Source organism: Halorubrum sp. 48-1-W (assembly GCF_003287355.1).
Taxonomy (GTDB): Archaea; Halobacteriota; Halobacteria; order Halobacteriales; family Haloferacaceae; genus Halorubrum.
This window is the reverse complement of record NZ_QMIM01000008.1, coordinates 1-21,226: the sequence shown is the minus strand read 5'-3', so window position 1 is coordinate 21,226 and position 21,226 is coordinate 1. Positions and strand designations below refer to the sequence as shown.

General features: G+C 67.2%; 23 protein-coding genes and 1 pseudogene. 14 read left to right on the top strand and 10 right to left on the bottom strand.

Annotation, left to right across the window (positions count from 1 at the left end; all coding sequences use genetic code 11):
- The first annotated feature begins 99 nt into the window (after positions 1-99).
- Together DQW50_RS04320 and DQW50_RS04315 are read left to right on the top strand one after the other, a co-directional pair.
- The gene (locus DQW50_RS04320) at positions 100-1,158 is read left to right on the top strand and encodes an amidohydrolase family protein (RefSeq protein ID WP_112078078.1); all 1,059 of its coding nucleotides are present in this window, start codon (positions 100-102) and stop codon (positions 1,156-1,158) included.
- 87 nt (positions 1,159-1,245) lie between these two features.
- The gene (locus DQW50_RS04315; RefSeq protein WP_112078077.1) at positions 1,246-1,863 is read left to right on the top strand and encodes a thymidine kinase; all 618 of its coding nucleotides are present in this window, start codon (positions 1,246-1,248) and stop codon (positions 1,861-1,863) included.
- A 67-nt stretch (positions 1,864-1,930) separates the two neighbouring features.
- On the opposite strand, the gene DQW50_RS04310 is transcribed toward DQW50_RS04315, so the two are convergent.
- Both DQW50_RS04310 and DQW50_RS04305 read right to left on the bottom strand, forming a co-directional pair.
- Positions 1,931-3,439 (bottom strand): RtcB family protein, encoded by a 1,509-nt coding sequence (locus tag DQW50_RS04310; RefSeq protein WP_112078076.1) that lies wholly within the window; start codon positions 3,437-3,439, stop codon positions 1,931-1,933.
- 48 nt (positions 3,440-3,487) lie between these two features.
- Positions 3,488-4,063 carry an archease gene (locus DQW50_RS04305; RefSeq protein ID WP_394338566.1) on the bottom strand — a complete coding sequence of 192 codons (576 nt, stop codon included), beginning with the start codon at positions 4,061-4,063 and terminating at the stop codon, positions 3,488-3,490.
- 162 nt (positions 4,064-4,225) lie between these two features.
- Between DQW50_RS04305 and DQW50_RS04300 the strand changes: the two genes are divergently transcribed.
- Together DQW50_RS04300 and hmgA are read left to right on the top strand one after the other, a co-directional pair.
- Positions 4,226-4,699, top strand: a complete 474-nt coding sequence (locus DQW50_RS04300) for an N-acetyltransferase (RefSeq protein WP_112078075.1) — start codon at positions 4,226-4,228, stop codon at positions 4,697-4,699.
- 66 nt (positions 4,700-4,765) lie between these two features.
- The gene (gene hmgA, locus DQW50_RS04295; RefSeq protein WP_112078074.1) at positions 4,766-5,986 is read left to right on the top strand and encodes a hydroxymethylglutaryl-CoA reductase (NADPH); all 1,221 of its coding nucleotides are present in this window, start codon (positions 4,766-4,768) and stop codon (positions 5,984-5,986) included.
- A 10-nt stretch (positions 5,987-5,996) separates the two neighbouring features.
- Here hmgA and DQW50_RS04290 read toward each other — a convergent pair whose 3' ends face one another.
- The gene (locus DQW50_RS04290) at positions 5,997-6,812 is read right to left on the bottom strand and encodes an inositol monophosphatase (RefSeq protein ID WP_112078073.1); all 816 of its coding nucleotides are present in this window, start codon (positions 6,810-6,812) and stop codon (positions 5,997-5,999) included.
- A 213-nt stretch (positions 6,813-7,025) separates the two neighbouring features.
- Between DQW50_RS04290 and DQW50_RS04285 the strand changes: the two genes are divergently transcribed.
- The gene (locus DQW50_RS04285; protein ID WP_112078072.1) at positions 7,026-7,283 is read left to right on the top strand and encodes a hypothetical protein; all 258 of its coding nucleotides are present in this window, start codon (positions 7,026-7,028) and stop codon (positions 7,281-7,283) included.
- A gap of 219 nt (positions 7,284-7,502) precedes the next feature.
- Here DQW50_RS04285 and DQW50_RS04280 read toward each other — a convergent pair whose 3' ends face one another.
- The 3 genes from DQW50_RS04280 to DQW50_RS18380 form a co-directional block, all read right to left on the bottom strand.
- Positions 7,503-8,090, bottom strand: coding sequence for a DUF1102 domain-containing protein (locus tag DQW50_RS04280; RefSeq protein ID WP_112078071.1), 588 nt, complete (start codon positions 8,088-8,090; stop codon positions 7,503-7,505).
- 280 nt (positions 8,091-8,370) lie between these two features.
- On the bottom strand, positions 8,371-9,021 hold the full coding sequence (locus DQW50_RS04275) for a hypothetical protein (RefSeq protein WP_112078070.1): 651 nt from the start codon (positions 9,019-9,021) through the stop codon (positions 8,371-8,373).
- A gap of 21 nt (positions 9,022-9,042) precedes the next feature.
- The gene (locus tag DQW50_RS18380; RefSeq protein WP_241964330.1) at positions 9,043-9,783 is read right to left on the bottom strand and encodes a hypothetical protein; all 741 of its coding nucleotides are present in this window, start codon (positions 9,781-9,783) and stop codon (positions 9,043-9,045) included.
- A gap of 451 nt (positions 9,784-10,234) precedes the next feature.
- On the opposite strand from DQW50_RS18380, the gene DQW50_RS04265 reads away from it, so the two are divergent.
- Complete coding sequence (locus tag DQW50_RS04265; RefSeq protein WP_112078069.1) at positions 10,235-10,822, top strand: transcriptional regulator; 588 nt, start codon at positions 10,235-10,237, stop codon at positions 10,820-10,822.
- A 6-nt stretch (positions 10,823-10,828) separates the two neighbouring features.
- Entirely contained in the window at positions 10,829-11,560 is a 732-nt protein-coding gene (locus tag DQW50_RS04260) for a hypothetical protein (protein WP_112078068.1), read from the top strand.
- Between the two features lie 45 nt (positions 11,561-11,605).
- Here DQW50_RS04260 and DQW50_RS04255 read toward each other — a convergent pair whose 3' ends face one another.
- From DQW50_RS04255 to priS, 4 genes are read right to left on the bottom strand one after another with little or no spacing between them, the layout of a single operon-like run.
- Positions 11,606-12,856, bottom strand: a complete 1,251-nt coding sequence (locus DQW50_RS04255; RefSeq protein WP_112078067.1) for an MBL fold metallo-hydrolase — start codon at positions 12,854-12,856, stop codon at positions 11,606-11,608.
- A gap of 25 nt (positions 12,857-12,881) precedes the next feature.
- Positions 12,882-13,520, bottom strand: a complete 639-nt coding sequence (locus DQW50_RS04250) for a DUF998 domain-containing protein (protein ID WP_112078066.1) — start codon at positions 13,518-13,520, stop codon at positions 12,882-12,884.
- 59 nt (positions 13,521-13,579) lie between these two features.
- Positions 13,580-14,572 (bottom strand): hypothetical protein, encoded by a 993-nt coding sequence (locus tag DQW50_RS04245; RefSeq protein ID WP_112078065.1) that lies wholly within the window; start codon positions 14,570-14,572, stop codon positions 13,580-13,582.
- Positions 14,569-15,732: a DNA primase small subunit PriS gene (gene priS, locus DQW50_RS04240; protein ID WP_112078064.1), complete on the bottom strand. Its 1,164-nt coding sequence runs from the start codon at positions 15,730-15,732 to the stop codon at positions 14,569-14,571. Before priS ends, DQW50_RS04245 begins: the two co-directional genes overlap by 4 nt.
- A gap of 120 nt (positions 15,733-15,852) precedes the next feature.
- Here priS and DQW50_RS18080 point away from each other — a divergent pair, with 120 nt between their 5' ends.
- The 7 genes and pseudogenes from DQW50_RS18080 to DQW50_RS18375 all read left to right on the top strand — a co-directional run.
- Positions 15,853-15,999 carry a hypothetical protein gene (locus DQW50_RS18080; RefSeq protein WP_198664597.1) on the top strand — a complete coding sequence of 49 codons (147 nt, stop codon included), beginning with the start codon at positions 15,853-15,855 and terminating at the stop codon, positions 15,997-15,999.
- Positions 16,000-16,399: 400 nt separating this feature from the next.
- Positions 16,400-16,675, top strand: coding sequence for a PadR family transcriptional regulator (locus tag DQW50_RS04235; protein ID WP_066411259.1), 276 nt, complete (start codon positions 16,400-16,402; stop codon positions 16,673-16,675).
- Between the two features lie 101 nt (positions 16,676-16,776).
- Entirely contained in the window at positions 16,777-18,117 is a 1,341-nt protein-coding gene (locus DQW50_RS04230) for an aminotransferase class III-fold pyridoxal phosphate-dependent enzyme (RefSeq protein WP_112078063.1), read from the top strand.
- A 102-nt stretch (positions 18,118-18,219) separates the two neighbouring features.
- A complete protein-coding gene (locus tag DQW50_RS04225) occupies positions 18,220-19,227 on the top strand; it encodes an A/G-specific adenine glycosylase (protein WP_112078062.1) in 1,008 nt (335 codons plus the stop codon).
- A 169-nt stretch (positions 19,228-19,396) separates the two neighbouring features.
- Positions 19,397-20,233, top strand: coding sequence for a type IV toxin-antitoxin system AbiEi family antitoxin domain-containing protein (locus DQW50_RS04220; protein ID WP_112078061.1), 837 nt, complete (start codon positions 19,397-19,399; stop codon positions 20,231-20,233).
- Positions 20,230-21,027 (top strand): nucleotidyl transferase AbiEii/AbiGii toxin family protein, encoded by a 798-nt coding sequence (locus DQW50_RS04215; protein WP_112078060.1) that lies wholly within the window; start codon positions 20,230-20,232, stop codon positions 21,025-21,027. The genes DQW50_RS04220 and DQW50_RS04215 overlap by 4 nt, the downstream gene beginning before the upstream one ends.
- A gap of 32 nt (positions 21,028-21,059) precedes the next feature.
- Positions 21,060-21,226: pseudogene (locus DQW50_RS18375) on the top strand (A/G-specific adenine glycosylase); the annotation flags it as partial.

The following is a 21,226-nucleotide window of genomic DNA, read 5'->3' as shown; positions in this document are numbered from 1 at the left end:
GCAGCCGCCGACGCCGAGCCGACCGCGGCGACGGCCGTCGTCGCGGCCGCCGTCGATCCGTCCCGGTACGCTTTATGACCGGGCCGGAGACGCCCGCGTATGGACATCGAAGGGACCGTCCTCCGGGGCCCCGACTTCGAGCCCGTCGAGGGACGCGTCGTCGTCGAGGGGGGCGAGATCGTCGCCGTCGAGGAGAGGCGGACCGAACGCGACGCGGTGATCCTCCCGGCGTTCGTGAACGCCCACACACACATCGGCGACTCGATCGCCAAGGAGGCCGGCGCGGGGCTGTCGCTCGACGAACTCGTCGCCCCGCCGGACGGGTTGAAACACCGACTGCTGCGGGCAGCGAGCCACGAGGAGAAGGTGGCGGCGATGGCGCGGACCCTCCGGTACATGGAGTCGACGGGGACCGGGGCCTTCCTCGAGTTCCGCGAGGGGGGCGTCGACGGGGTCCGCGCGCTCCGGGACGCGCTCGCGGGCGACGGTGTCGAGTTCGGAACGCGGGACCTCCGGGCGGTGGTGCTCGGCCGCGACGACCCCGACGTGCTCCCCGTCGCGGACGGCTACGGCGCGTCCGGCGCGCGGGACGCCGACTTCGAGTCGGTCCGGACCGCGACCCGGGAGGCGGGCAAGCTGTTCGGGATCCACGCCGGCGAGCGCGACGCCGCCGACGTCAACCCCGCGATAGACCTCGACCCGGACTTCCTCGTCCACATGGTCCACGCGGAGCCGCTACACCTCGACCGGATCGCCGACCGGGGGACGCCGGTCGTCGTCTGCCCGCGCTCGAACCTCGTGACGAACGTCGGCGTCCCGCCGATCCGCGAGCTGGCGGAACGGACGACCGTCGCGCTCGGCACCGACAACGTCATGCTCGACTCGCCGTCGATGTTCCGCGAGATGGAGTTCACTGCGAAGCTCTCGGACCTTCCGGCCCGCGAGGTGCTCCGGATGGCGACGCTGAACGGGGCGGCGATCGCGGGGCTCGACTGCGGCGTCATCGAGCCGGGGAGGACGGCGGACCTGCTGGTGCTCGACGGCGACTCCGACAACCTCTCGGGCGCGCAGGACGTCGTCCGGGCGGTCGTGCGCCGCGCCGGGAGCGCCGACGTCTCGCGGGTCGTGATCGGCGGCGAGACGGTCCACCGGGCGTGAAGTCGGGACGCGGTTTTCGTTATCTCGATCCGAGGACCGTCCGCGCGGAGAGAAACGGTTTAGTCGCTGGATCCACCCGGTGAGCGCATGCACGCGATCACCCAGTCCGGGTGGGTCGAAGTCATCTCCGGATCGATGTTCTCCGGGAAGACCGAGGAGCTACTCCGGCGGCTACGGCGCGCGGAGATCGCCGGTCAGTCGGTCGCGGTCTACAAGCCCGCGGTCGACGACCGCTACGGCGAGACCACGATCGGGACGCACAACGGCCGGCAGTGGGACGCGACGGTCGTCGACAACGAGGGCGACGGACCGCTGGAGATCGTCGACGCCGACCCGGCGGCCGAGGTCGTCGCGATCGACGAGGCCAATTTCTTCTCCGACGCGCTTGTCGAGGTCTGTAACGCGCTCGCCGATCGCGGCGTCCGGGTGATCGTCTCGGGGACGGACCAGACGTTCCGGGGCGAACCGTTCGCGCCCCTGCCACAGCTGATGGCGACCGCCGAGTACGTCGACAAGCTCCGGGCGATCTGTACGGTGTGTGGCGAGCCGGCCACCAGAAACCAGCGGCTCATCGAGGGCGAGCCCGCCCACGTCGACGACCCGACGATCCTCGTCGGCGCGGCGGAGTCCTACGAGTCGCGGTGTCGCGACTGCCACGTCGTCCGGACCGGCGAGCGCGAGGAACGGCCGGGCCGGCGAGCCTGAGGAACGACTGGACCGGCGAGCCTGAGGGACTGCCGGGCCCCTCGGTCCGCCGTCGACGCGGGTGACGTCAACCCTTGATGTTACACACCGGGAACGTCCGGGCGACCTTGTCGGCGATGCCGAGCTCGTCGCTGACGCGGACCACTTCGTCGACGTCCTTGTACACGCCCGGGGCCTCCTCCGCGACGGTTGCGCCCGACTGGGCTTTCACGTAGATCGCCTGCTCGCTCTCGAGGTCGGCAGCGACGTCGCCGCCCCAGAACTCCTGTTTCGCCTGCGTGCGGCTCATCAGCCGGCCGGCCCCGTGGGCGGTCGAGCCGAACGAGACCGACATCGACTCCGCCCCGCCGCGGAGCACGTACGAGCCCGCGCCCATGCTCCCGGGGATGATCACGGGTTGACCGACCGCGCGGTACGCCTCGGGGACCTCCTCGCGGCCCGCCGGGAACGCCCGCGTCGCCCCCTTTCGATGGACGTAGAGCTCGCGTTCGGCGCGGTCGACGGCCTCGTCGCCGACGGCGGGCAGGCCGTCGGGGCCGACGGCGACCTCGTGGGTCTCCTTCTTCCCGATGTTGTGGGCCACGTCGTACAACAGCTCCATCCCGAGGTCGTCGATCGGGTCGGCGTCGAAGACGTCGCCGAACACCTCGCGGGTCCGGTGGGTGATCAGCTGGCGGTTCGCCCACGCGAAGTTGATACAGGCGCCCATCGCCCCGTAGTACTCCTCGGCAAGCGGGGAGCCGGCGGGTGCGGCGGCAAGCTCCCTGTCCGGTAGCGACTCGAGCAGGTCGGCGTGCTCGGTCTCGATCCGCCGGAGGTAGTCGTTACACGTCTGGTGGCCGAGCCCGCGACTGCCACAGTGGATCAGGACGACGACCTGCCCCTCCGAGAGCCCGTAGGCCTCGGCGACCTCCTCGCGGAAGACGTCCGTGACGCGCTGGACCTCGAGGAAGTGGTTGCCGGACCCGAGCGACCCCAGCTGGTTGCGACCCCGGTCCGTGGCCTTCCGTGAGACGTACTCCGGTCGCGCGTCCGGCCGCCGTCCCTCGTCCTCACAGCGCGCGAGGTCGCTTTCGATCCCGTACCCCTCCTCGATCGCCCACTCGACGCCGCGTTCGAGCGCGCCCTCGATCGCGTCGGCGTCGCCGTCGATCACGCCGCCGCCGCCGAGCCCGGACGGGATCGCCTCGAAGAGCGCGTCGACGAGCTCCGTCTCACGGCCGCGGACGTCGTCGTAGGTGAGATTTGTATTCATCATTCTGACGCCACAATTTATGTCGTAGCCGATGGCTCCGGGCGAGATACACCCGGTCCGGGCGTCGATCGCCCCGACGCCACCGACCGGGAAGCCGTACCCCTGGTGGCCGTCGGGCATACACAGCGCGGGCTCGACCATCCCGGGGAGGTGCGTCGCGTTCTTCAGCTGGCGGAGCGTGTCGTCCTCGCCGATCTCCTCGAGCAACGCCTCGCTGGCGAGCACCCGCGCCGGGACGTTCATGTCGCCCTCGCGCGGGACCTCCCAGACGTGCTCTCGCAGCTTCTCCAGCCGGATCCCGTCGAACTCGCGTGTGGTCATGGGCGGGGCTTCGACCCCGGCGGGGAAGGGCGTTACGAGAGGCCGTGTTCAGACGTCGAAGACGACGTACGCGTACCACGCGCCGTCGTCACCGTCACCGCTGTCGTCGTCGCTCCCATCCCGGCCGTCGTCGTCACCGCCCCGGCCGTCGTCGTCACCGCCCCGGCCGTCGTCGTCACCGCCCCCACCGTCGCCCTCGCGCCGTTCGAGCGTCATCTCGGAGTACGTGACCGCCTTGACCTCCCGGGCGCTCACCGCGTCGAGCGGGACGCCGCGGGCGCTGGCCTCGACGCGCCACGCGGAGCCGGCGACGTCTCCGGGCGGGATCACCCGACACTCGTGGTCCGCGGGTAAGACGAGCCGTACGTCGCGTTCGTAGATCAGTCGGTCGAGATAATCGAAGAGCAGGGCTTCGCGGTTCTCGGCGGTCTCCTCGAGGGTGAACCGCTCGCCGCCATCCGCGGGGATCGACTCACAGCTCGCGGCCGTCAGTCCGTCGGCGACGGACGCGAACAGCGCCGAGAGGGTCGGCGCGGTCGCCTCGACGGCGACGTCGGCGGTGTGGTCGCGGAGTTCGTACGTCACGGTCCGTCCTTCGAGGCGGACCGGTTTCCGCGTTGCCATCGTCGCCGACGGCAGTCACTCGATCCGGAGTGATCGGAGCGTCTCCGCCAGGACGGATACGCGCCGGATCCCGCCGAAGCGCTTCGAGCTTCCGGCGGAAACGCCCGCGACGCACGGCTCGGCCGGTGGAGTTATATTCCACAGACGTGTTACGTTTTCCCAGTGAGCGTCAACGTGGAGCGACGGACGGACCCGCCCGGCGATTCCGAACACGTCCGTGAGGCGTGGGAACTCAAAGAGCGGATCCACCGGGTCGACGGCGTCCTCCGGCAACGACGCGGGTTCTTCACCGACGCCTACCGCCGGTCCACCACGCACCTCGTCCTCGAGGACGACGAGGTGATCGCGTTCGCCTCGGTCCGGCGCGACGGCTACGTGCTCTTTCTCGCCGTCGACCCGGACCACCGGGGACGCGGACTCGCCGAGCGGCTGATCGCCGAGGTGGCGGAGGAGTACCAGTCCGTCTCGTGTCACGCACGCACCACGAACGAGCGGGCGCTCGGCTTCTACGAACACGTCGGCTTCGAGGTGAAACGCCGGATCGACGGCTACTACGAGGATGGCGGCGACGCCTACTACCTCACGCTGGGACCCAACAGCCTGCGCGAGCGGCTCTCCGAGTTCGTCCGGGGCTAAGTCGAGCCACACCCTACGAGCCCCGGAACCGACACGCATTAGCGCCCGCCGCGAGGAGACGCGGGCATGACCGACCCCACAGTCGAGGACCTCCTCGAGCGCGTCCGCGACGGCGACGTGCGGCTCCACGAGCTGGACGGCCACGTCGACGCCGGGACGGCAGTGACCGTCCGCCGCCGGCTGGTCGCGGACCGATCCGGAGCAGACCTCGACGCCGTCGGCGAGTACGCCTTCGACGCCGCTGACGCCGACCCCAACATCGACAACATGATCGGCGGGGTCCAGGTCCCGCTCGGCGTCGCGGGGCCGGTGGCCGTCGACGGCGGCGCGTTCGACGGCGACCGGTACCTCCCGATGGCGACGACGGAGGGTGCGCTCGTCGCCTCGGTCAACCGCGGCTGTTCGGTGATCGACACGGCGGGCGGCGCGACCGCCCGCGTCACCAAGAGCGGGATGACCCGTGCGCCCGTCTTCCGCGTGGCCGACGTGGCCGAGGCGGCGGCGCTCGTCGAGTGGGTCCGCGACAACGAGCCGGCCCTACGGGAGGCCGCCGAGTCGACGACGAGCCACGGCGAACTCCTCGAGGTCACCCCCTACGTCGTCGGCAACAACGTCTACCTCCGGTTCCGCTTCGACACGAAGGACGCGATGGGGATGAACATGGTCACCATCGCGACGGGCGAGGCCTGCGACGTGATCGAGGCGGAGACCGACGCCGAACTCGTCGCGCTCTCGGGGAACCTCTGTTCGGACAAGAAGCCCGCCGCCGTCAACGCGGTCGAGGGGCGGGGGCGGTCGGTGACCGCGGACGTCGAGATCCCCCGCGAGGTCGTCGAGGAGCGGCTCCACACGACGCCGGAGGCGATAGCCGAGATCAACACGCGAAAGAACCACGTCGGTTCCGCGAAGGCCGGCTCGCTCGGCTTCAACGCCCACGTCGCCAACGCGGTGGCCGCGATGTTCCTCGCGACGGGCCAGGACGCGGCGCAGGTCGTCGAGGGGTCGAACGCGATCACCACCGCCGAGGCGACCGCCGACGGCGACCTCTACGTCTCGGTGTCGATCGCCAGCCTCGAGATCGGCACGGTCGGCGGCGGGACGAAGCTCCCGACGCAGGCGGCCGGCCTCGACGTGCTCGGCGTCCGCGGGGGCGGCGACCCCGCGGGAAGCAACGCGGACGCGCTCGCCGAGGCGATCGCGGTCGGCGCGCTCGCGGGCGAGCTCTCGCTCCTCGCCGCGCTCGGGTCGAGACACCTGGCGTCCGCACACGCCGACCTGGGACGGTAGGCGGTTTGCGTCACCCGCCCCCGTCGACGGCGGCGTCCCTGCCGATCGCACGCGCCGCGGCCAGCACCTCGTCGTGGAGGTGGCCGTTGGAGGCGACGAGCCCGACCGAGTCGTGTCGCCAGCGGTTCCCCGCGAGGTCCGTTACCCGGCCGCCGGCCTGTCGGACCATGAAGACGCCCGCGACGGAGTCCCAGGGGTTCGCCCGGAGGTTCGAGACCGTGCCCTCCAGCCCGCCCGCCGCGACCGTGGAGAGGACGACCTGGGCTGTGCCGAACCGGCGCATGTCGTTGAAACGGGTCACGATCGCCTCGCAGGCGTCGGCGTACTCGTCGCGGGCGTCGTGGCCCCACCACAGCGTCGGGTCGACCGTCGCCCGTCGGGGCTCCGCTACGTCGCTGACGCGGAGCGGTTCGCCGTTGCGGTACGCCCCGTCGGCGTCGGCGGTGTAGACGTCGTCGAGCGCGGGACAGACGGTCGCCGCTGTGACCGGTTCGCCGTCGACGACGGCCGCCACCGCGGTCCCCCAGACGCGGATCCCGCGGACGAAGTTGTGGGTGCCGTCGATCGGGTCGATCACCCACACAGCCCCCTCGTCGGGCACGCGCTTGCGGGCGTCCTCCTCCTCGGCGACGACGGCGTCGTCCGGGAACGACTCGCGGATCGTCTCGATGGCGGTCCGCTGGGCGGCCCGGTCGGCCTCGGTCACCACGTCGTCCTCGCCTTTCGCCTCCACGGCGACGTCGGTCCGGAAGGCGTCGTTGGCGACGCGGGCCCCCGCCCGCGCGGCCCGCTCGGCGAGGGCTGTGCGCTCGGCTACGTCGGTCATGCCCGCGGGTCCGGCTCCCGAACGTCTATATACGTCGATCCGACGGCTGGACGCGACCCCGACGACCGGACGCGCCGACGGCTGGACACGACCCCGACGACCGGACGCGCCGACGGCTGGACACGACCCCGACGGCGAGGGGGGACCCGCGACAGTATTAACTCAGTTCCGAATCTAAGTACCTTTAAGTGCGTCGGGCGGGGAGTAGTGGGTATGAGACCCGAGGAAGCGGTCCGTCAACTCGAATACGCCATCGACGCCTCGCTCGACGAGATCGGCCAGCGCGCCGCCGCGGGCTACCGCCCGACGTTCGAGCGCGTCGCCGATCGCGCCGACGGCTCGGCCGTGTACGCGCTCGCCTGCGACCTCTCCGCGGAGGTCGCAGGCGGGGACTGTCCCAGCCCCGCCGAGGCGAACGAGACCGCCGAGCGCGTCCTCGCCGACCGGGCGTACACCGACGGCGGAGAGTAGTCGCCACGCGGACCACCGGACCACGACCCGCGTTCCCCCCACCGCATTTCCCCCAGATCGCGGCCCGCGTTTCCTCCAGTGGACGTCTTTTGATCGATGACCGTCAGCCGAGGCTGGGGTCCGTCCGCCCCGGCGTACGGAACCCGCTCCGTGTACGGGGTCCGACTACGACACCGGACCCGACCGATACGTGGGACCCGTCCGGTACCCGGGACCCGATCACTTCGGATCGGAATCGCCGTCATCGTCGCCGTCTTCGCCATCGTCGTCCTCGCCATCTCCATCACTCCCGCCCTCGTCCTGGGGTATGGCCTCCGGCTCGGCGGGACGGGCGTGTACCGTGATGTCGTCCATGAGGCGGTCGCCGGGGACGACGTCGACGACGCGGGTGTCGACCTCCACGCCCACCGCGACCCGCTCGTCTTCGGGGGTCAAGAGCAACGGCTCCTCGTCGCTCTCGATCGGCTCGCCGTCGACGACGAAGGTCACGGCCTGTGAGTCGTGTTCGATCCACGCCTCGGCGGTCTCGTTGCCGTCGTAGACGACGTAGAAGAGGTCGTTCTCGGCCGTGAGGGCGTTCGGGTTCACCCCGCCGGCGGAGAGGTTCGGGTTGTCCTCGGTGACGTCGATCGCGAGTTCGCCGTCCTCGTCGAGGTAGGTGTACGGGTTGTCGCCGGGCTGGAGGGCGACCTCGTCGGTGAGGGGGTCGGTGGGTCCGTCGAGGACGACCGCGCCGGTGGAGACGACGAGCGCGGTCGCTACGAGGACGACGAGAACTAACAGCGTCGCCGATCCACGGGCCGACATTGTGGGAAAGGAAACGGGCTACGGGCACCAAAGTAATCGGTCCTCGATGGAGCAACGAGGAATGCTCGCGATGATTCGTAACAAGTGCCATCTTGAGAGCCGTAGATCTCGCGTCGTCGGTGTGGTAGTCATGGCGACAAGCCGGCACGATCGTCAGTACCGTGATCGTGTTCGTCGAGGAGTCATCAACTCGTCTCGAAGGCGGGATTCTGACGGCTACCGACGCCTCTAAGAATGAGTGAATTTTGAAGACGAGTTCGATTAAAATAAAACGCGGCTGTTAGACGGCGGTAGCGGAGAGACTCAGGCTCCCCGAGATCTCGTCTGCCGTCGCGCCTTCCAGCGCGTTGACGATGAACGACACTCCGATCGACTCACCGATAGCCAGTTCCGCGGAGAGTTGACCGGTTATCGGGCTCGTCGCGTGCCCCTCGCGTGTACTATTTCCGTCTTGGGAAGATTGGAGCTCGAAGGCGTACTCGGTACCGCCGTCGATGTCCTCGTTCAGTTCGAAGTCGATCGTGATCGAGAGGTCTTCTGTGGACTGGTTCACGACGGCGAGCGCGGATTCGAGAGACTCTTGACCGTCGCTCATATCGGCAGGATCGTCGTCCGTGACCACGGAGAACGTGTCTCCCGTGATATCTTCTACGTCGTCGTCACTGACGAAGGCCCCGAACTGATAGACCGAGTTGACGTTCACGCCGGGATCGTCGTCACCGATCGAGATCGTCAGTTCGCCGCCCTCGTCCATCCGAACACCCGCGACCGCTTCGTTCGCGACCAGACCGACGAGCCCGTCGCTGTCGTCGACGACCTCGATCTCCGCCTGCCGGGAGACCTCTGCGGCGCCGAACGCACCGGTTCCGGAAGCGAACGCTCCCGTACCGACCAGCGCTCCCAGCCCGACTACCACGTCGCGTCGATTCATGGTTGAATCCCTGTGGTGGCGTTACGACTCCTGATCAGCGGTGGAGAAATCGTCGTGACTCCCCGCGCGGACAGTGATACTGCCGCCCAGATCGGCACCCGTCGCCGCGTCGCCGACGACGACGAGGAGGCTGACCTTGACGTCCTTCCCCGAATCGACATCCGTCGAGTAGTCGGTGTCGTCGGAGTAGATGATGCTCGCTTCCCGGGCATCGGGCGTCGCCGACGCGATGAGCGAGCTCGTCTGCTCCGAGTCACCGCTCCCCTCCGCGTACTTAGAGACCATGTACACTTCAGCATCCTGCGGGAAGTCCGAGTTGGCCTCATACTCCACTTCGATCGCTTGGTCCGATCCGGACTGGTTGACAAGTTCGAACGCGCAGTTGTCCTCAATGTCACTGTCCGTGTCGATCGCGACGTCCTCGACGGTGGTCTCCAGCGTCGGGTTGCCGGGGACTTCGTCGAGATTATCGATCCCTCCGAGTCCGCCGACTTGGTACTTCGAGTTCGGATTGACACCCATTCCGTCCGGGTCGTCGGGGTTGAAATCGATGACGAGCTCGTTGCCGTTGTCGCCGCCGTTGTCCGAGACGAGTTCGCTATCACCTGCTTCGAGACCGATCAGCCCGTCAGTGTCATCCACGACCTCGATGTTCGCTTCCCGACCGCTGAGTTCCGCGGCGGTAAACGCCCCGGTACCCATCGCGGCCGCGCTTCCACTTGCCAATGCACCCAGACCGATCACGAATTTGCGACGTTCCATGTCGTATCTCACCTGTGTTCACGCACCCCCGCAACCCGGACGTCCGGGCCGGGAGCGCTCGGATAACCCATACGGGGGATGGTACTTCGTTATGAGATCCTCGACACGTTCGCGAGGCTACCTCGTTAGCACCTCGGGGCTGGCTCGTCGCGACCGAGCACCTCTCGCGTCTCCATCGATCGAACCCTGTTGGCCGTATAGGCTCTCCATGTCGCTTTTCAGGCAGTCGTTTACTCGCGGTCGGCCACCACCGATCGAACCGTATGGAGCCATTACCCCAGTTCAGGCGATCCCCTCGCGGACGGCGAGCGACCCCATCTGTTGAAAGATTGGATATAATAACAGATAAACTATCCAACTGCTTTATGTCGGACTCAGACATACCCTACGACCGAGAGTCGCCGGTTGGGGGGTCGGGGGTCTTCGACCGGGGAACGAGGGGTTCACATCAATGTCATCCGATCTCGCTGTGGTCAACGGGTCGAATTCGAACGGAAGAGAGCTGTCCGAAGACGAGATCTTCGAGGTGCTGTCGAACCGGCGGCGGCGGTTCGTCATCCACGCGCTCAAGCGCGCGGAGGAACCGATCGAGGTGTCCGAGCTCTCCACGCACGTCACCGCCTGGGAACTCGACGTCGAACCCGAAGCGGTCGAGTACGAGGACCGGCGGAACGTGTACAGCACGCTCCAGCGCACCCACCTCCCGAAACTCGAGGAGAAGGACGTCGTGGACCTCGACGAGGAGGAGAACGTCGTCGAGGCCACGCACGCCCTCCGGAACCTCGACATCTACATCGAGGCCCTCGAGGGCAGGGAGATCCCGTGGAGCCTCTACTACGTCGGGCTCGCGGGCGTCGCCCTCGCGCTCCTGCTCGCGGTCGCGACCGGCGTTCCGGGGTTCGCGAGCTTCGAATCGCTCGACGTCGGGGTCTTCACCGCCACCGCCTTCGGCGTGTCCTCCGTCGTCCACCACGTCGTCGGCCGACGCGCCCGCCTCGGGGACACCGAGAAGCCGCCCGAACTCCGCAAGATCGAGTGAATCAGAATGAGCACCAGCACCCGAACGCCGTCGGCCCAGGTGAGCACGCTCCGTACCCTGAGCATCCTGCTCGCGTTCACGGCGGCCGTCGGGCTGGTGTTCGGGACCGCGGGCTTCTCCGCGATGGAGGCCGACCGCGGCCTCACCGCCAACGTGACCGACGATGGGAACGCGTACCTCGGCTACGAACCGACCGCCAACGAGACTGCCAGCGGGGAATCCACGGCAGTCGTCGAGTATCGAAACCAGTTCGGCAACGATCTCGACGAGTTCGACGTCGACGTGTCGATCGTGAACTCCGGGAACACCGACGCGTCGATCGAGTCGACGAACACACCTGACGAACTCGGGAAGGTGAACGCGAGTTCGGTGTTCGTCACCCTGACCTGTTCCACCGGGGCAGACGTCGAACTCCTGTTCGAGGCGAACGGAAACGGTGGTGGGGTGAGCGTCTCGCTGGATCGAACCCACAACGTGACGTGTCTCTCGCCCGACGATCAGATCGATATCGAGTTCGTCGGTAACGGGAGCGGAAACGGGAACGCCAGGATCGACGGTCCGGAGCGGTACTTCCCGCTCGACGTCGAAGTGGAAACGAATCAGGGGACCTACAATACCACCGTTGAGGTCTCAGACGGACAGGTACGGAAAGGAGGTAACGTCTCGGGGAAGATTGAGACCGTTCGGATTCCGGAGTACGGGATCGAGAAACACGCCCCAAACTTCTCCCCGGACTAACGGCGAGATCGTATCGTACGCGTCCTCCGCCATCGAGCGTGCCATCTACACCTCGACCCGCGCCCCCAACGCCGGCGCGCTCGCGTCGAACCCGTCCTCCCGCAGGTCCTCGGCGAACGCCACACAGCGGTCGCCATGGGTCACCAGCACCCGCGAGTCGCGGTAGGCGTCGAGGAACGACTCCAGCCCGCCGCGGTCCGCGTGCGCGGAGAAATCGAAGGAATCGACCCGCGCGGCGACGGGTCGGACCCGGCCGTCCATCTCCATCCGGCCGTGTTCTTGAAGCTCCCGCCCGGGCGTCCCCTCGACCTGGTAGCCCGTGAGCGTCACCGCGTTCGTCGGGTTCGCCCGGATCTCGGGGAGGTACGAGTGGACCGGCCCGCCGGCGAGCATCCCCGAGGTGGTGACGATCAGCGCGTTCTCGGCTGCGATCCGCTCGCGCTGGCCGTCCCGGCCGGTCACGAAGCGCGCGGCCCCCGCCGCGCGCCGGAGCGCCTCGGCGTCGCGCAGGAACGCGGGATGCCGCTGGAGCAGGCGGGTGACCTCCCTGCCCATCCCGTCGACGTAGGGGGTGAGGTCGCCTGCGTGAGCGACGAGCAGAAGCTCCTGGGTCCGCCCGATCGCGAACGCGGGCGCGACGACGGTGCCGCCCTCCCAGAGGGTCGTCCGCACGCGCTCGGCCCAGCGCTCCTCGACCACTGCGCGGTCCTCGTGGGTCACGTCCGCGTAGGTCGACTCACAGACCACGACGTCGGCGTCGGGCCGTGCCGTCGTCCCCGCCACCAGCCGCTGGTCGTCGGTGTGGAAGTCGCCGGTGTACAACAGTCGCGTGTCGCCGTCGTCGACGAGCACGTGCGCGGAGCCGGGGATATGCCCCGCAGTGCGGAGCGTCACCTCGTAGCCGCCACTCCCGATCCCGCCGGCGACGGGGAAGGGCTCCCCGTAGCCGTGCGGGACCGCCACCTCGCCGAGGCGCGCGACGTGCTCCGCCGAGAAGGGACAGAGTGGGCTGTGCCCGTGGAGCTTCAACGTGTCGCGCGCGAGGACCCGCGCGAGGTCCGCCGTCGGCGGCGTCCAGTGGACCGCGGGGCGACGCGACCCTTTCAACAGTGCCGGCACCGCGCCGACGTGGTCGAGGTGGCCGTGCGAGACCACGACCGCGTCGGGTTCCGGGTCGCGGATCGGGTACTGCGGCGGGTCGGCGGTCAGGACACCGTAGTCGAGGAGGAGCGAGCCGTCGACGAGGACCGCGCTCCGGCCGACCTCCCGGGCCCCACCGAGGAACTCGAGTTCCATCGGCCGACCCTAGCCCGCGACCGGGTTAGTGTCCGTCGGTCGCGGGCTCGGACTCGATCGAACGCCTCCCGAGCACCGGCAGGGGGCCGACGAGCCACACCCAGACGGCGAGCATGAGCGCGCCAGGAAGCTCGGGCAACGCGAGCCCCGTCACCGGCCAGAGTCCCGCGAGGAACGAGGTCCAGACGGCCACGTGGACGGGGACGAACCCGAGCGCGACCCGGCCGGTCGCGACGTTCCGGCGAACGACCCCGTCGATCCCGAAGGCGACCGTGGCGAGGAGGTAGAAGCCGACGGCCGCCGGGCCGTGGAGCGCCCGCGTGAGATCGAAGACGCCGGTGCCGGCCATCGAGACCATCGCGAGCGCGAAGACGACTGCCCGGAGCCGGCCCGCGGTGCGTGCTCGGCCGCGTTCCCACAGCCCGACAGCGTAGCCGAGCCCCGCGAGGCCGCCGATGACCAGCCCGCCGTTGAACGCCGGGGCGCTCCGCTCGCGAACGCCGAGGTCCGAGAGCGCGTCCGTCGTCCACGAGAACGTCGGATCGAGACGTATCGCGACGACGATCCCGCCGAGCGCGGCCAGCGTCGCGACCGCGCCGAAGACCCGGGCTGTGACCGGGGACGGGAACCCGATCGGGCCGTCCGTCGGTCCGTCGTCTTCCATGACCGTACCCTACCTGACCGTGGAATAAAAACGTCGACGCATCCACACCGCGACGGGCCTCACTCGATCCGCTCGGCGGCGTCCCGCTCGACGAGCGGCTCCGCGTTCGCGGTCGGGAGGGTGACGACGTCCTCGCTCGCGAGGTCGTACTCGCGCTCGTCGACGCCGAATATCTCGCCGACGTCGCGAGTGATGCGGACGGTCTCGCGATCGATCGTCGTCGTGGCGGGGTCGCGCGTCGACGACGACTCGCTGTCCCCGGACGGGGCCGGGTCGGTCGCCGTCGGCTCCGAACCGTCGACCTCCGGGCCGTCCACGCCCGGCGCGCCGGGGGGAGCCGGGTCGGGATCTACGGTCGTCGGGCCGCCGTCGGTGCTCGCGGTGCCGGGTTCGGTGTCGGTTGTAGACGCGTGTGAGTCGGGCAGTTCGGCGGGTTCGTCGGGCGAGCCGTCGTCGCCCGATCCCGCGGGGTCACCGCCCATCGCTCCCGCGAGGACGTCCGAACCCGGATCGGATTCCGGCGGGGCCGGGTCGACGGGGTCCGACGGAACGGAGGCGTCGGCCTCCCGTGCCCCAGCGGCATCGGCACGGCTGGTCGAGGCCCCTTCCGGTTCGTCCCCGACCTCGGGATCCGGGACCGGCTCGTCGTCACCAGCGGGCGGCACCTCGCCGGCCAGCGTCGCGAGAACCTCGGATTTGTTGTCGCGGATCCGCGCGACGAGGTCGTCGAAGAGGGCGCGCTCCGGGCTCGTCATCCCGTCGGTCTCGACGGACATGTCCGCCGCCGCGAACGACGCGAGCTTGACGACCTTGCCGACGCGGCGCTCGTAGAGCGCCTCGGCGACCTCTTCTGCCGTCTCGAGCTCGTCCGACATCCGCCGGACGTCGTCGTCCGAGAAGGGGTTGTCGACCTGGTCGGCGCGTCGGTCCCGCGCTGCGCGCAGGTCGGAGACGTAGCCGGCCACGTCGTCGTAGAAGGCGTCCCGCAGGTGCTGGAGGCTGTCCTTGCGGCGTTCCTTCGCCTGTACCGAGCGCAGTTCGTCCAGGTTCATCGTTCGGGGGCCTTCCGCGCCTCGCCGCGGGCCATCAGGAAGACGCCCGCGAACTCGGGTACGGTGTTCTCGCCGGCTTGGACTGTGTGCCTCTTTCCGTTTAGTTCTACCGTCGCGTCCTCGTCGACCTCGATCCGGATGTCGCGCCCGACGAAGCGGTCCGGGACCGCGTCCCGGAGCGGGTCGAACTCGTCGAGGTCGTTGCGATCGATTGGCGTGACGACGAGACCCGACCCACCGTGAAGCGTTCCGGGTAGCCGGATGAGCCGGCGCGTGTCGGTCGTCACCGGCTCGTCGATCGGGGCGGCGTCGGTCGCAGCCACCCGGGCGGCGAGCGCGGAGACGAGCCGGCGCACGCCCGGGCCGCCGGCCTCGACGTTGCCCTCGCGGACCGCGTCGGGGTTCCGATCGAACGCGCCGAGGATCGTCTCCGCGCGACCCTCGCCGATCCCGTCGAGCTCCATGAGCCGCTCGCGGGCGTCCGCGTCGTCCATCTCCCGGAGGTCGTCGGCGTACCCGACGAGCGCGTCGTGGACGCGCGCGCCCCAGCCGCCCTCGGTTCGGAGCATCCGCTTCGTCGTTCCGCGGTCGGAGACGGTGCGGACCAGCCCGTCGACGTCGAGGTCGATCGCGCGGACGTAATCGACGACCTCCCGGCGGGCCTCGCTTTCCAGCTCCCGGACCGACTCGTCGCGGACGTGGACGTGGTAGCCGCGTCCCCCGGAGAAGACGACCGTGAGGTCCTCGAACGCGAAGTCGGTCTCGAGGAAGTCGAGCAGTCGACGGAGCGCGTCCTGACACGCCTCGAGCATCTCCCGGTACGTCGCCTCCGCGGGATCGACCCCAGGGAGGTGGTCGGCGTCGAGGTCGAAGACGAGGTCCGCGGAGCGCCACCCTTTCTTCGCCATGGTCGACGCGCCGGGGTCGTCGTATCGCGCAGTCGAGAAGTACGCGTGTCGCGGGGCGTTGTCCGCGAAGAACGTGTCGAGATCGCCCAGGTCGTACGTCGACTGGTGACGGACCATCGTCGTGCCCGCGCCGGGCGTCCACGGGATGTGTCCCCACTCGCGGAGGTGTGCGTCCGGCGGCGGCGACAGCGACGTCCCCCGATAGTAGTCGCCGAACCGCCCCCGGAGGTACTCGCGCGTCCGGTCGTCCATCGTTCCACCGTGTATCCGGGGTCGCCGTATAGACGTGTCGCTCGCGGCCGAGCCGACTCACGGCCGACTACGGCTCGAGGGCGACCACAACCCTTTGAGTCGGGCGCCCGTACCGCACCCATGCGCTCGGAAGAGGAGGTCCGCGAGCAGTACGAGTTCCTGTGTGAGGAGTTGGCCGACGACGACATGTCCCACCGTGGGGTCGAGGAGCTTTTCACCCACTACAAACGCGCGCTCGGGTGGGTGTTAGAAGAGGAACACATGTAGCGCACCCTCGATAGGTTTATTACTATCAACCCAATACCGTCACGTGACGCTTCGTCTGGAGGGCCGAAGCGTCAGCGGGGACCAATTTCGAACGTGCGCCTCACGCGGCTTTTTTCCGCGTGGGGCCTGCGTTCGTTCTCGAGGATCGAACCCCCAGCCACCGGTTCGTCGGCGCCGAACTCATCGATCATCGATGACGGGCGGGTCGGATCCGTCGGATTCATGTTAGATATAGTGTATACCCGAGCCGCCGAAAACGGCGGCCGATCCGAGAACTAGTGTACATTACGTGGTAGTTCCGAACGCCTCACGCCACCGCGGTATGAGTCGGATTACCTCGTATTCCGATCTATGTAACGGTATATTTATTTATTTTCAACATATATGTCCGCACAGCCGCATGTACGACCTCACAGGTTTCCAGCGCGACTTGCTCTACGTGATCGCCGGTCTCGAGGAGCCGCACGGATTGGCCATCAAGGACGAACTGGAGGACTACTACGAAAAGGAGATCCACCACGGTCGGCTCTATCCAAACCTCGATACGCTCGTCGAAAAGGGGCTCGTCGAGAAGGGACAACGCGACCGACGGACGAACTACTACACGCTCACCCGCCGCGGGCGACGCGAGATCGACGCGCGCACGGAGTGGGAGACCACGTATATCGAGCACTGACCGATCCGACCCTCCTCCCCCTCGACCGCTGTCGGATTCACCGCCGACCCTCCTCCCATGGTCGCCCCCCGTTTTTTCGCGGTCGGGACGTACACCGTGGTATGGACCGTGATACCGTAACACCCGAAGTGACCGAGTTCCCGGGCGAGCGAGCCCAAGAGTGGGTCGACCACCACCACCGATCGGCGGCGCCGAGCACGTACGTCTACGAGTTCGTATGGGACCGCACCGCCCCCGCGACGGGACCCTTCTGTACCGACGTCGACGGCAACGTCCTCATGGACTTCACGAGCCACGTCGCCGCCGCGCCGCTCGGGTACAACAACCCGCTCATCACCGAACCGATGGAGGAGTTCGACGTCGTCGACCCGACGAAGATCGCGGGTCAGGACTTCTACGTCTCCGACGGCAACCCCCCTGGCGAGGCAGTTCCCGGTCCGGCCGACCTCATGGACCGGCTCACTGACATCACCGCCCACTACGACATGGACACCGTCTTCCTCTCGAATTCGGGGGCGGAGGCGGTCGAGAACGCGATCAAGGTCGCCTACGACGACGCCGACGGTGCGAAGTACGCGATCACCTTCGAGGGCGCGTTCCACGGCCGGACCCTTGGCGCGCTCTCGCTCAACCGCTCGAAGTCCGTCTATCGTCGGGACTTCCCCGAGATCGGCGGCGTCCACGACGCGCCGTACTGTGACGACCGCACGTGTTCACCCGACACCTGCTCGTGCGGCTTCTTCGCCGACGGGGAGTCGCGACTGCGCGAGCGGCTCGACCCGAAGAGCGGCCACATCGACCCCGACGAGGTCGCGTACCTGATCATGGAGCCGATCCAGGGCGAGGGCGGCTACCGGTTCCCCTCGGAGGCGTTCACCGACGAGATCGCCGACCTGGTCGAGGAACACGACATCACCCTCATCGCCGACGAGATTCAGTCCGGGCTCGGGCGCACCGGGGAGATGTGGGGCGCGGACAACTACGCGATCGAACCCGACGTGATCACGAGCGCGAAGGGCCTGCGCGTCGGGGCGACCGTCTCCCGGTCGGACGTGTTCCCCGAGGAGACCGGCCGGATCTCCTCGACGTGGGGGGCGGGCGACGTCATCGGCGCGCTCCAGGGCTCGCTCACGATCGACGCGATCCGCGAGGAGGGGCTCATGGAGAACGCGATCGAACGCGGCCGGCAGTTCCTCGAGACGATGCGCGACGCCGACCCCGAGGGCGTCGTCGACGTGCGCGGGAAGGGGCTCATGCTCGCCGTCGAGTTCGACACGACGGACCGCAGAGACGAGGTCGTCGATCGGGCGGTTCGACACGGCCTGCTCACCCTCGCGTGCGGGCAGAAGGTGATCCGGATCCTCCCGCCGCTCGACGTCACCGAACGCGAGATCGAACTCGGCTGTGACCTGTTGACGACGGCGATAGAGGAAGTCGCCTGAGGGGGCGTTCGGGCACCCCCACGATGGCTCGAAATCCGCCTCGGATCAGCGCCGGTCACCTCGGACCATCACCGATAAACCGCACGCGCGCCGACGGTGGATATGACCGGACCCGACGAGGGTACGACCGGACCCGACGAAGGCGGTTCCCGCCGTCCGTGCCCCGCCGACGGCGACACCTCCACTCCCGCCGACGGCGATGCGCCGTCGCTTCCCGCGGACCGCGAGGCGGTCCGGGAGGCGCTCGTCGCGTGGTACGAGGAGGACCACCGCGAGTTCCCCTGGCGGCGGACGACCGACCCGTACGAGGTCCTCGTCAGCGAGGTGATGAGCCAGCAGACCCAACTCGACCGGGTCGTCCCCGCGTGGGAGGACTTCCTCGAACGCTGGCCGACGGCAGCCGCCCTCGCCGCCGCCGACCGGAGCGACGTGGTCGCCTTCTGGTCGGACCACTCGCTCGGATACAACAACCGCGCGACGTACCTCCACGAGGCGGCGACGCAGGTCGAATCGGAGTACGGCGGCGAATTCCCTGAGACTCCCGACGGACTTCGACAGCTGATGGGCGTCGGCCCGTACACCGCCAACGCGGTCGCCTCCTTCGCGTTCGACGCGGGTGACGCAGTCGTCGACACCAACGTGAAACGCGTGCTCTACCGCGCGTTTACAGAAATCCATAATGCGGACGATCCGGACTACGAAACCGTTGCGAACGCGCTTATGCCGGACGGAGAGTCCCGAATCTGGAACAACGCCATTATGGAACTCGGCGGCGTCGCCTGCGGGAAGAAACCGCGATGTGACGAGGCCGGTTGCCCGTGGCGCGAGTGGTGCCACGCGTACCAAACCGGGGACTTCACCGCGCCCGACGTACCCACCCAGCCGAGCTTCGAAGGGAGCCGTCGACAGTTCCGCGGGCGCGTTGTTCGACTTCTCGGCGAACACGACGAGATGGATCTGGACACGCTTGGTCATCGGATCCGAGTTGATTACACTCCTGATGGGGAGCACGGACGGGAGTGGCTTCGGGGTCTCCTTTCGGACCTCGACGACGACGGTCTCGTCAAGATCGAGGAAGAGGACGATCAGACAACTGCTCGCCTCCAGTAGTCCGATTCAGATCTGCTGAACGACTCACATACGAGAAGGCCGGTTTTATTTCACACCCTATTTGTGTCTATGTATTCTGAGCGTTTATCAAGGCGACTTTCGGTAAACCCGATCTCAACGAATACATTTATTCTCGTTCGGATTTAGATACTATGTACGCTAAGCGGCTATGGAGCCTACAAACGAGGAAGATACCCTAAGAAAGAGCCTGTCGACACGTGAATCGCAGGCACTCTCGCGGCTCGCAAGCGAGGGCCGACAGATCGTTACCATCGGTGACCTCGCGGACGTCCTCGACATCCACCGGAAGTCGGCCAAGGACATGGCGTATACGCTCAAAGAGAAAGGTTGGCTTGAGCGAATCGCTCACGGGAAGTATCTCATCTTGCCACTCGCTGCGGGCGAAAACGCCGTCTATACCGAACACGAGTTCGTGATCGCGTCTGCACTCGTGGAGCCGATGTACATCGGGTACTGGAGTGCGATGAATCACCACGGGCTAACAGAGCAGCTGTCCCGGACTGTGTACATCGTGACGACAAAGCGGGCTCAAGAGCGAGAGATCCACGGGGTGACGTATCGACCGGTGACCGTCACTGAACAGAAGTTCTTCGGCTATCAACCGACTGCGGTCGGGTCAAGTCAGGTGAATATTTCGAGTATCGAGAAGACGTTGGTCGATTGTGCCGACCATCCGGAGTTCTGCGGCGGTATCGGTGAGCTTGCGAAGGCAATGCAGAACGCGATCGAAACGCGATGTTCGTGGGAACGAGTCGTCGAGTACCTGCGGCGAGTAGGGAACGGTGCTGCAACGAAACGAATCGTCTACCTCGCCGACCAGTTGGACATCGATCTTCCGGAGTGCGACGAGCTCGTCGAGAACTTCACGACCGGGTACCCGCTGCTCGATCCGACGAGAGAAGCGACAGGAACCCGCGACAGCAACTACCAGATTCGCCTGAATGTCAGCCCCGAATCGTTCCTCCCGGAGAACTTCTCAGAATGATCTCCGAAGCACAACTACGACGACTGGCCAGAGAACTGGATGTTCGCCTCGGCTACGCGGAGAAGAACTACGTCAACTCGTGGATTTTGTGGGCGATTTACACGAGCCCATACGGGGATAACCTGCTGTTCAAGGGCGGAACTGCCCTCAGCAAGTTGTACTTCCCGGAGACGTGGCGATACTCGGAGGATCTCGATTTCGGTGTGGAAGGGAATTACCGAGGGAGCGAAACGGAGTTACAAGGCGCATTAGAAGCCGCTGCCAGAGCCTCCGGCATCGACTTCGAGGTGACCAAACACCGCGAACTACAGAAAGAAGCGTATCGGACGCACTACGTCGATATCGACATCCAGTACACCGCTGTGCTCGGTCACAAGAACACGACGAGTCTGGACGTTATGATAGACGAATACGTTGCGTTCCCCTCGGTAGATCATCGCCACAGCTACGAGGACGTCCCTGAATTCAAGCTGACCACGTACAGCTTGGAGGAGATTTTCGCAGAGAAGTTGCGGGCGCTCTATCAGCGATCACAGGCTCGGGATTACTACGATCTCTATCGGATGATTACCGAGGCTGACGTTGATGACTCGGTTATCCTTCCGGCATTCACGCGAAAGTGTGAACACGACGGTCTGGACATTGACCTCCGAGATGGACTTCCCAGAGAGAAACGGGATGAGATCCGTGACGGCTGGCAGAATACGCTTCCCGACCTGGTTGCGGATCTTCCCGAGTTCAACTCAGTCTATGATACGCTCGAAGTCGACATCAGTTCGATAGTAGAGGAATAGTAGCCCGAGAAACACCCATCCCCAAAGGTGTGGCGCCCGACGTACCCACCCAGCCGAGCTTCGAGGGGAGCCGTCGGCAGTTCCGTGGTCGGATCGTTCGACTCCTCGGTGAACGCGACGAGATGGATCTGGACACACTTGGCCATCGGATCCGAGTTGATTACACTCCTGATGGGGAGCACGGACGGGAGTGGCTTCG

Coding starts and splice junctions, on each gene's coding strand:
- priS (WP_112078064.1), bottom strand. CDS start 15,732: ATGGACGACCGGACGCGCGAGTACCTCCGGGGGCGGTTCGGCGACTAC.
- hmgA (WP_112078074.1), top strand. CDS start 4,766: ATGACCGACCCCACAGTCGAGGACCTCCTCGAGCGCGTCCGCGACGGC.
- DQW50_RS18080 (WP_198664597.1), top strand. CDS start 15,853: ATGCGCTCGGAAGAGGAGGTCCGCGAGCAGTACGAGTTCCTGTGTGAG.
- DQW50_RS04220 (WP_112078061.1), top strand. CDS start 19,397: ATGGAGCCTACAAACGAGGAAGATACCCTAAGAAAGAGCCTGTCGACA.
- DQW50_RS04280 (WP_112078071.1), bottom strand. CDS start 8,090: ATGTCGGCCCGTGGATCGGCGACGCTGTTAGTTCTCGTCGTCCTCGTA.
- DQW50_RS04310 (WP_112078076.1), bottom strand. CDS start 3,439: ATGACCACACGCGAGTTCGACGGGATCCGGCTGGAGAAGCTGCGAGAG.
- DQW50_RS04275 (WP_112078070.1), bottom strand. CDS start 9,021: ATGAATCGACGCGACGTGGTAGTCGGGCTGGGAGCGCTGGTCGGTACG.
- DQW50_RS04285 (WP_112078072.1), top strand. CDS start 7,026: ATGAGACCCGAGGAAGCGGTCCGTCAACTCGAATACGCCATCGACGCC.
- DQW50_RS04235 (WP_066411259.1), top strand. CDS start 16,400: ATGTACGACCTCACAGGTTTCCAGCGCGACTTGCTCTACGTGATCGCC.
- DQW50_RS04320 (WP_112078078.1), top strand. CDS start 100: ATGGACATCGAAGGGACCGTCCTCCGGGGCCCCGACTTCGAGCCCGTC.
- DQW50_RS04305 (WP_394338566.1), bottom strand. CDS start 4,063: ATGGCAACGCGGAAACCGGTCCGCCTCGAAGGACGGACCGTGACGTAC.
- DQW50_RS04315 (WP_112078077.1), top strand. CDS start 1,246: ATGCACGCGATCACCCAGTCCGGGTGGGTCGAAGTCATCTCCGGATCG.
- DQW50_RS04265 (WP_112078069.1), top strand. CDS start 10,235: ATGTCATCCGATCTCGCTGTGGTCAACGGGTCGAATTCGAACGGAAGA.
- DQW50_RS04255 (WP_112078067.1), bottom strand. CDS start 12,856: ATGGAACTCGAGTTCCTCGGTGGGGCCCGGGAGGTCGGCCGGAGCGCG.
- DQW50_RS04225 (WP_112078062.1), top strand. CDS start 18,220: ATGACCGGACCCGACGAGGGTACGACCGGACCCGACGAAGGCGGTTCC.
- DQW50_RS04260 (WP_112078068.1), top strand. CDS start 10,829: ATGAGCACCAGCACCCGAACGCCGTCGGCCCAGGTGAGCACGCTCCGT.
- DQW50_RS04215 (WP_112078060.1), top strand. CDS start 20,230: ATGATCTCCGAAGCACAACTACGACGACTGGCCAGAGAACTGGATGTT.
- DQW50_RS04245 (WP_112078065.1), bottom strand. CDS start 14,572: ATGAACCTGGACGAACTGCGCTCGGTACAGGCGAAGGAACGCCGCAAG.
- DQW50_RS04250 (WP_112078066.1), bottom strand. CDS start 13,520: ATGGAAGACGACGGACCGACGGACGGCCCGATCGGGTTCCCGTCCCCG.
- DQW50_RS18380 (WP_241964330.1), bottom strand. CDS start 9,783: ATGGAACGTCGCAAATTCGTGATCGGTCTGGGTGCATTGGCAAGTGGA.
- DQW50_RS04230 (WP_112078063.1), top strand. CDS start 16,777: ATGGACCGTGATACCGTAACACCCGAAGTGACCGAGTTCCCGGGCGAG.
- DQW50_RS04290 (WP_112078073.1), bottom strand. CDS start 6,812: ATGACCGACGTAGCCGAGCGCACAGCCCTCGCCGAGCGGGCCGCGCGG.